5 protein-coding genes and 1 pseudogene are annotated in these 9,060 nt (G+C 74.3%); 2 read left to right on the top strand and 4 right to left on the bottom strand.

Annotated features, from left to right (window positions below; translation table 11 throughout):
• Positions 1 to 351, bottom strand: a pseudogene (locus E1283_RS38990) (hypothetical protein); the annotation flags it as partial.
• A 160-nt stretch (positions 352 to 511) separates the two neighbouring features.
• On the opposite strand from E1283_RS38990, the gene E1283_RS25375 reads away from it, so the two are divergent.
• A complete protein-coding gene (locus E1283_RS25375) occupies positions 512 to 880 on the top strand; it encodes a tetratricopeptide repeat protein (protein WP_132820471.1) in 369 nt (122 codons plus the stop codon).
• 135 nt (positions 881 to 1,015) lie between these two features.
• On the opposite strand, the gene E1283_RS25370 is transcribed toward E1283_RS25375, so the two are convergent.
• The 3 genes from E1283_RS25370 to E1283_RS25360 all read right to left on the bottom strand — a co-directional run bounded on the left by E1283_RS25370 (position 1,016) and on the right by E1283_RS25360 (position 4,744).
• Positions 1,016 to 2,860: a transketolase gene (locus tag E1283_RS25370; protein WP_132820470.1), complete on the bottom strand. Its 1,845-nt coding sequence runs from the start codon at positions 2,858 to 2,860 to the stop codon at positions 1,016 to 1,018.
• A 157-nt stretch (positions 2,861 to 3,017) separates the two neighbouring features.
• The gene (locus E1283_RS25365) at positions 3,018 to 4,205 is read right to left on the bottom strand and encodes a baeRF2 domain-containing protein (RefSeq protein ID WP_132820469.1); all 1,188 of its coding nucleotides are present in this window, start codon (positions 4,203 to 4,205) and stop codon (positions 3,018 to 3,020) included.
• Positions 4,202 to 4,744, bottom strand: a complete 543-nt coding sequence (locus E1283_RS25360; RefSeq protein WP_132820468.1) for a type 1 glutamine amidotransferase domain-containing protein — start codon at positions 4,742 to 4,744, stop codon at positions 4,202 to 4,204. The genes E1283_RS25365 and E1283_RS25360 overlap by 4 nt, the downstream gene beginning before the upstream one ends.
• Positions 4,745 to 5,049: 305 nt before the next feature.
• Between E1283_RS25360 and E1283_RS25355 the strand changes: the two genes are divergently transcribed.
• A complete protein-coding gene (locus tag E1283_RS25355; protein ID WP_132820467.1) occupies positions 5,050 to 9,006 on the top strand; it encodes a fibronectin type III domain-containing protein in 3,957 nt (1,318 codons plus the stop codon).
• Positions 9,007 to 9,060: the final 54 nt, after the last annotated feature.

Genomic DNA, 9,060 nt, shown 5'->3' with positions numbered 1-9,060 from the left:
CAGCAGCGCGTAGTCGATGCCGACGCCGAGGCCGACGAGCAGCATGACGTAGGGCGTGTAGTCGGCGACGGTGAAGGCGTGGGAGGCGATCACCACCAGGCCGACGGCCGAGCCGACCGCGAACACCCGGTCGGCGGTCGAACCGGAGAGCATCAGGAAGGACGCCAGCACCACGGTGTAGATGTCCACCGTCCACTGCAGCCCGGAGACGCTGGCACCCAGCTCCCGCTCCAGCGAGGGCAACGCCACGTTCAACGCGGTGATGTCCAGACTGACGATCAGCAGGCTCATGCAGCAGATCGCCAGCACCAGCAGCCGGCGTCGACGGGGAAGGATCTCGGGCTCTGGCATGTCCATCCAGGCTAGTCACCGGGAGCCCGGCGCCGCGCGCCGGGTAGTCCTCACGGGTGGGCGGGCATACCGGAGGGGAATACCGGTGGCCGGCGCGACGTTCCGCCGACGCCGGGCACCCGCGCCGGAAGCACCGAAGCCCAGCTCGCGAGGAGGGCACGTGCCGAACACCTCACCGGAGACCAACGTCATCGCCTACCGGGCGGCCGAGCAGCTGCTCGACGCCCGCGACCCGCGTGGCGCCCTCAAGCTCCTCGACCCCGTGATCTCCGCCCACCCCGAGAACACCGCCGCCCGCCTGCTGCGCGCCCGGGCCTTCTTCCTGGCCGCCCAGCTGCGTGCGGCCGAACAGGAGTTCCAGCTGATCATCGAGCGCGAGCCGGACAACGCCTTCGCCCACTTCGCCCTCGCCCGCACCCTCCAGCGGGCCAACCGGAACGACGAGGCGCTGGGCCACTTCCGGCTCGCCGCCGCCCTCGACCCGCGCCCCGACTACCTGGCCGCGGCTCGGTTCGACCAGGCCCCGTGATCACCGGCGGCTTCCGGGGGGCGTACCTCGGCGGATCGACCGTCGACCTGCCCGCCCTCGACGCCCGGGCGGACGAACCGCCCGCGGCGACGAACCGCCCGCGCCGACCGGCGCGGGCAGCCCGTCCCCCGGCCCCTAGACCGCCAGCGCCCGGTGGGCCGCCGCGGTGATCGCCGTGGCGTCGATGCCGGCCTCCTTCAACTGCTCGTCCCCGGTGGCCGAACCCGGCATGGTGGTCACGGCGAGCCGCACCAGACGCGGCACCGGGTGCCCGTCGATGAACGCGTCGAGCACCGCGTCACCCAGCCCGCCCTCCGGATGGTGGTCCTCCACCGAGAGCAGACAGCCCGTCACCTCGGCCGCCGCCCGCAGCGTCGCCACGTCCACCGGCTTCAGCGAGTACAGGTCGATCACCCGCACCGGAATCCCCTCGGCCGCCAACTCGTCGGCCGCCGCCAGCGCCTCGTGCACCGTCACCCCGGCCGCCACCAGCGTCAGCCGGTCCTCGTCCGAGGAACGCAGCACCTTGCTGCCGCCGATCGGGAACTCCTCGTCCGGACCGTAGATCACCGGGCCGCCGCCACGCGAGGTGCGCAGGTACCGCACCCCGGACGCCTCGGCGGCCATCTCCGCCACCAGCCGCGTCGTCTGGTTGGCGTCGCACGGGTACAGCACCGTGCTGCCGTGCACCGAGCGGAACAGCGCCAGGTCCTCGAGGCCCATCTGCGAAGGGCCGTCCTCGCCGATCGCGACCCCGGAGTGCGAGCCCACCACATTGAGCTGGGCATGGCTGACCGCCGCCATCCGGACGAAGTCGTGCGCCCGGGTCAGGAACGCCGCGAACGTCGACACGAACGGCAGCCAGCCCCGCACCTGCATCCCCACCGCCGTCGCCATCAGCTCCTGCTCGGCGATGTAGCACTCGAAGAACCGGTCCGGATGCTCCTTGGCGAAGAACTCGGACCGCGTCGAGTCGCTCACCTCGCCGTCGAGCGCCACGATGTCGCCACGATCGGTGCCCACCGCGGCCAGCGCCCGGCCGTAGGCGTCCCGGGTGGCCACCTTCTCGCCCAGCGAGAAGACCGGCAGCTCGGCGTGGACCCCGTGCCGGGAGCGCGGCGCCGTCGCCGCCGCCGGCCGCGCCACGTCGACCCGGATCCGCCGCTCGCCGCCCAACTCCTCGATCGCCTCCGCCGGCTCGGGCAGCGGCTTCCCGTGCATGCCCTCCCGGTTCTCGACGGAGGCCACGCCCCGCCCCTTGATCGTTCGCGCCAGCACCACCGAGGGCCGGTCGGAGACGCTCAACGCCTCCGCGTAGGCCGCGTCGATGGCCGCCGGGTCGTGCCCGTCCACCTCGATGGCGTGCCAGCCGAACGCCTCGGCCCGACGCGCGTAGGCATTCAGGTCCCACTCGTGCCGGGTCGGGCCGCGCTGGCCCAGCCGGTTGACGTCCACGATCGCGGTCAGATTGCTCAGCCGCTCGTAGCCGGCGTGCTCGAACGCCTCCCAGATCGAGCCCTCGGCCAGCTCGCTGTCACCGCACAGCACCCACACCCGGTACGGCATCGGTTCCAGCCGGCGCCCGGCGAGCGCGACCCCCACCCCCACCGGCAGCCCCTGCCCGAGCGAGCCCGTCGCCACGTCCACCCACGGCAGCTTCGGCGTCGGATGCCCCTCCAGCCGGCTGCCGAGCTTCCGGAACGTCAGCAACTCCTCGTCGCTCACCGCGCCCGCCGCCTTGTACACCGAGTACAGCAGCGGCGACGCGTGGCCCTTGGAGAAGATCAGGTGGTCGTTGCCCGGGTGGTCGGGCCAGTCGAAGTCGTACCGCAGATAGCGGCCCAGCAGCACGGCCATCAGGTCCGCCGCCGACATGGACGAGGTGGCGTGCCCCGAGCCGGCGGCCGCGGTGGCCCGCACCGAGTCCACCCGCAACTGCTGGCCCAGCTCGGCCAGATCGAGGTCCGTGGTCGTCGTCATGCCTGCCTCCCGTGGCGCCACCGGCCGCTCCCGCGGCCGGCCCACCGTGTCGTCGCGTTCGTCGCTGTGGTCGCTGTCGCTGTCCTGTCGCCTGTCGACGTCCCGGGCGCGAGTACCCCGCCGCCCCCGGCCCCTAACGGGGCCGGGGGCGCCCGGGTCAGCCGCCGCTGACCGGGCCCGTCCGGTTGCCGCCGCCCGGCACCCCGCCCTCGTAGGGCCAGCGCAGCAGCGCCCCGAGACCGCCCACCGGAAGCGCCGCGCCGACGGCGCCGCAGGCCGTGTCGTCGCCGAGCGCCACCACGTCGGCGCCCGTGGCCGCGGCCGAGCGCAGCAGCGCGTCGTCGGCCCGCGCCTGGTGCGGCGCCGGATCGCCCAGATACCGCGTGTCGCCGCGGCGCACCGCCACCTGGTCGGGATCGTGCCCGACCCAGACGTCGCGCCGCAGGTCGGGACCGCCCGAGCGCACCAGCAGCGAGGCGATCCGGTGCTCGCGCGCCGCGTCCACCAGGGCCGGCACCCCCTCGGCGGCGTCGATCAGGCCGCGGGTGGGCGACCGACCCGCCTCGAAGTCGTCCAGCGCCCGCTCCGCGTCCAGCCGCGCGCGCTCCGCGCGGGCGTCCGCCACCTCGGTGTCCAGGAGCCGGTTGTCCGAGCCCCTGGCCCGGCCACCGCGCTCGGACTCCACGGCCACCGCCCGCAGCCACTCCGGCAACCGGTCGAGGACCGCCCGCCGCTCCCGCGCGTCGCCGGCGAGCACCAGCACCTCGACGCCGGCCCGCTCCGCGTCGACGGCCAGTGCCTCCGCGATCCGCTCGGCGTTCTGCTCCCAGGTGTTCTCCACCGCGAGCTGGAAGTGCCGCTGGGACCAGTCGGCCCGCCCGGACCTGTGCAGCGGCCACTCCTGGCCCCGCACCTCGTCGATCGTGTGCGGCCGCCGGCCGTGGCCGAGCAGCTCGAAGTCGGCGCCCCTGCGGTCCACGAAGGCCACCAGGCACACCGGGTCCCGCGCCGCGTAGTCGAGCAGCGGGCCGAGCCTCGGCAGCGGCGCCCAGTCCGCCAGCGACGTCGCGGGCGGCGCCGCGGGCAGCGGAGTGTCGAGCACGACCCGGCCCTCGGTGGCGAACACCGCGTGCCCCTCGGGATCGGGATCGAGCCCGCTCAGCGTCGTGTGCAGGGCGCGCACCGTCGCGTCGTCCGCGCCCTGCTCGGCCAGCCGCTCGCAGGCGTCCCGCGCCTGGAGCGCGCGCTGCGCCGCGGCGTCCTCGGTGATGGCCGAGGTGTCGAAGTAGACCGAGGCCCACGGCCCCGGGTGGTGCAACAGGGGATCGAGGAAGTCGAGCTTCATGCCGTCACCTTCCCGAACTCGCGGAGGATCGCGTCGTCGAACGCCGGCAGGTCGGCCGGCTTCCGGCTGGTCACCAGCGTGCCGCGCGCGGTGTCGTCCACGTGTACCCGCTCGTCGACCCAGGTCGCTCCCGCGTTCCGCAGGTCCGTGCGGAGGCTGGGCCAGGACGTCAGGGTCCGGCCGGGCAGTACGCCCGCCTCCGCCAGGATCCACGGCGCGTGGCAGATCGCGGCCACCGGCTTGCCGGCGTCGAAGAAGGACCGGACGAAGGCCACCGCGTCCTCGTCGAGACGCAGCGCGTCCGGGTTCGCCACCCCGCCCGGCAGCACCAGGGCCTGGTAGGCGTCGGCCGACGTCTCGCCGACCGTCTCGTCGACCGGGAAGGTGTCGGCCCTGTCCAGGTGGTGGAACGCCCGCACGTGCCCCGGCCGGGTGGAGACCAGACGCGGTATCTCGCCGGTCTCGGCCAGCGCCTGCCAGGGCTCGGTCAACTCGACCTGCTCCACCCCCTCTGGCGCCGTCAGGAAGGCGATCTGCATGGTGTCTCACCGTCTCTCGCCGTTTCTCGCCGTCTCTCGTCCGCGAAATCGCGGACGTCGGCCCGTCGAGTAACCACGAGCGGGCATGCGGAAACGCCCACCGCCCCGCTCGGCGGCGCCGCGTCGCCCGTTCTTCGAAATCGTTTACTACCGGCCGGCGTTGAGGCGAGGCCCGTGTTGTCAGGGGCATTGACGGTCCGAGCGCCGGCCGTCTAGCGTGCGCAGCGATCTCGGAGGGAAACGGTTTCTACGAACGGCCGACCCTCGGGAAAACGGTTACTCCCATCGCCAAGGAGGACGATCGGATGACGACCACCGGACCGAGCCGCCGCACCGTGCTCGGCATCGCCGCCGCCGGAACCGCCACCGGACTGCTCCCGCTCTCCCTCCCCACCACCGCACTGGCCGCCGGGCCCACGGCCTCCCGCGCCGCCGCGGGCACGGCCAGACCTGGCGCCCTGGACGCCGTGGTCTTCGGCGACCCGGCGTCCGAGGCGGCCCACGGCCTGGTCGCCGACGCCACCGAGCTGGTCGCCGGACCGACCGGCGGCCAGGCCAGGGTGGCCCTGCCGGCGGCCACGCCCACCGACCGCGGCGGCGACCTGCGGTTCACCATCGCCGTCGACCCGGCCGCCCAGAACCACCTCACCCTGCGCCTCTGGGGCGAGGACGACTCCGAGTACCGGACCGTCCTGCTGGTCGACGGGGAGCAGGCGAGCTACCGGGGCGCCGCCGACTACGAGCCGATCAACGCCGGCAGCCGGGCGGCCGCGCTGACCGGCCGCCACTTCCTCGCCACCGCCCTGCTGCCGCTGGCCGCCACCCGTGGCCGGAGCCGCGTCGAGATCACCCTGCGCACCATGGCCGCCTCGGTCACCGGCACCGTCACCGCCCGCTCCCGCCGCTACCTGGAGGCGTTCACCCACACGGCGCCCTGGGTGCCGCCCCACGACGGTGACGTAACCGGTTACCAGAAGACGACCAGGGCCGCTCCCGCGCTGACCCCGGAGGCCGAACGCGCCCTGGTGGTGCGCTACCGCGCCCGGCAGCTCGACACCTTCGACGCGCTCTCCCGGCGGGTCGACGCCGACCCGGCCGCCACCATGTCGATCGTCCGCTACCAGGACGAGCTGCGCTTCTACGCGGAGGCCCTGTCGACCGACTGGTGCCCCGCCGCCACCCCCGCCGCCAAGCGGGAGGCCCTGAACCGGATCTTCGCCTCCGTCGACGCCTACACCCGCCAGTACTACGGCAACGTGCGGAGCCTCGGAAACGGCGGCCACCAGTCCGACTGGGGCGGCTACCACTCGGCACTCGGCGAGGCGCTCTACCTCGTCGAGAACCTGGTCGCCGACGCCGAGGTGTACGGAGCCGACCGCTTCGCCGCGCTGCTCGCCGAGCCGTTCGAGACCGGCACCGTGGACGGCGACAACAGCATCGCCGGCGTCGGCCCGGACGGCGGGGCGCTGACCAGGTTCGGCGCCTGGGAACGGGTGCTCAAGGCCTGCTTCGACTTCGCCAGGTCCCGACTCTCCTACATCCACAACCAGGTCATGTACACCTACGAGGGCGCCTGGAAGGCCCACGAGGGACTGCGGGTCATCGGCTCCGGGTTCTACGAGGGCCGGGCCAGGAGCCACCGCATCGCGCTGGAGGCGCTGGGCGCCGCCCCGTTCCTCGGGGAGGAGGTGCTCGTCGGCCCCGAAGGCCGCGAACTCGACCTCTACCACAGCCTGTTCCAGCACGACCGGAACGCCCACTACACCCAGGACTACCTGCGCGTCGTGATGCGCGGACTGGCCACCGGCAAGCTCGACGGCGCGGGCCGGGTGGTGCGCCGGCTGCCCTATGGCCGCCACCACACCGGGCTCACGGCCGCCGGGCTCACCCGGGAGAACGGCTACGTCGGCAACTACGGCGAGGCGACCAACTACCTGCCGTCCTGGTTCCACCGCACCCTCGGCCACGCCGGCGACGAGGAGCTGAACGACGAGATCCTGCGGCTCGCGCTGCGCAGCGTCCACGCCCGGGGCCAGACCCGCTACCAGTCGGAGGACGCCGCCGGCCGCCGGCTGATGCGGATGCAGCAGGTGGTGGACGACCGGAACTCCGCCTACCCGGGCCGCGTCGCCTACGCGACCGACGAACAGAGCCCCGCCCAGGCCATGGGCTTCGCCTCCCTGGAACACCACATGGCCCGCCACCCCGAGCGCTACCGGGGCCGGGAGTGGGCCCCCTACTGGGAGTACGCCGCCGAGGCGGTCGGCTTCCTCCAGCAACAGCTCGTGGACAACCAGTACTTCAACCTCTTCGAGTCCCGGATCCTGCCCAACCACCGGTACACGCTGGGCTTCCGGGAGACCTGGGAGTACGTCACGGCGGGGCGCGCCGACTTCCCGAGGTTCGGCGGCCGGACGGCCGCCGGCGTGGTGCTGCCGCACACCGACCTCGACCGGTACACCGACGCCGAACTCGACCGGCTCGGCGTCACCCGAGACCAACTGCCGGCACGCTTCGCCTGGGTGGACGTCGACAACCTGCTGTTCTGCGCGCGGGACGGCGAGACGCACCTCTTCGCCTCGCTGATCATGCGCAACAAGGGCGGATTCCAGGCCAACGGGCGCCTGCACGCCCAGCACGGCGGACACGACCAGCTGGCGCAGTTCGCCACCGGGGGTGTGCTGCGGTACCAGGAGTACACGCTGCGCGCCCCCTCGGTGGAGGAGGCCATCCTCCACGACCGCTACACCCCGGCGGGCGCGCCGCCGCTGGCCCAGGCCGGCGAGCTGACCCCGGTCTCGTTCCAGCCCGGCGTCGGCCGCACCGACCGCGACAACTTCCGCGAGGACACCCCCTACGCCGGCTACCCGGAGCTGGCCACGGCCCGCTACGGCCGCTACCTCTTCGCCGCCAACACCACCCGCGCCGCCTACCGCAACCGGCGCGACCACACGGTGCCGCTGCCGCCCGACCACCGGGGCGACCGGGTGCTCGACCTGGTCTCCGGCGAACGCCTGCGGGTGACCGACGGCGGGCTGTCGCTCGCGCCCGGCCGGGCCGTGGTGCTGCGCCTCGACACCGCGGCCGCCGGCGCGGACGTGCCGGGGGCGGTGGACGTCGTCGTCACCACGCCGGGCTCCGGCGCGGTCGGCCTCAGCTGGAAGCCGGCCGCCGGCGCCGCCTCGTACACCGTCAGCCGGGCCGACCGCGCCGGCGGCCGCTACGCGGAGGTGGCGCGCGGGGTCACCGACGCCAGCCACGTCGACCGGGTGCCGTCGGCGTCGGCGTCGGCACCGTCCGGTGGGACCACGTACCACTACCGGGTCAGGGCCGTGAACGCCCGGGGCGGCGGCCGTGCCTCGTCACCGGTCGCGGCCGTCGTGACACCCGCGCACAGCCGGGGCCTGCGCGGCGGCTCGTGGCGCGACGACCCGGTGGGTGAGGGGGCGGCCGGCTCGGCCGCGGTGCGCGGCGGCACCATCACGGTCTCGGACGTGGCGGGCGCCGGCTTCGCCGGCGGCGACGACGACCACATCCACGACCGCGACCACCACGACTCGCTCCACCTGGTGAGCCGGCTCGCCCGGGGCGGCGTCGCCGTCACCGCCCGGCTGGCCGGCGCCGCGGGCGCGGTCAACGGTGTGCTGCTGCGGGACGCCACCGGGGGCCTCGCCCGCTACGTCTACCTGGGCGCGGACGCCGCCGGCCGGCTCGAACTGCGCACCAGGAGCCTGGATTCCCGGGAGGACATCGGCCAGGGCAACGCCGGCCAGAACGCGGCGGGCGGCATCACCCGCAGCCCGATGGTCGTCGACCTCGGCGAGGACGTCGAACACCGGCTCGCCGACACGCCGTTCGTCCGACTGGTCAGGCACCCGGACTCGCACCTGGTGACGGCGCTGGTCTCCGCCGACGGCGACCGCTGGGAGCGGATCGGCGCCTCCGTCACCCCGATGGTCGACGTGCTGCACGTCGGGGTGGCCGCCACCGCCGACACCGTGTTCCACGGCGTCTCCGTGGACGGGGTACGGGACGGGGTCGCCCTGCCGTCGGTCGCCAGGGCGACCGACGGCGTGACCGTCCACTGGAACAAGCCGAAGGGCGCCGTCGCGTTCTCGCTCGACCGCGCCACCGGCGACGGCGACTGGACCCGCCTCACGGACCACCGACGGGGCTTCTCCCACCCGGACGACACCCCCTTCGGCACGGCCCGCTACCGCGTCACCGCCCACTTCGCCGACGGCTCGACCACCACCGGCTGACCGCCGGGCCGCTGGCCGCGGCGGGCCAACCCGTCGGGCGGAAGGGGTGGGTGG

This window comes from Streptomyces hainanensis, from assembly GCF_004348415.1.
Classification (GTDB): Bacteria; Actinomycetota; Actinomycetes; order Streptomycetales; family Streptomycetaceae; genus Streptomyces; species Streptomyces hainanensis.
Note: the sequence above shows the minus strand (reverse complement) of the source record. Positions and strands in the feature narration are given on the sequence as shown.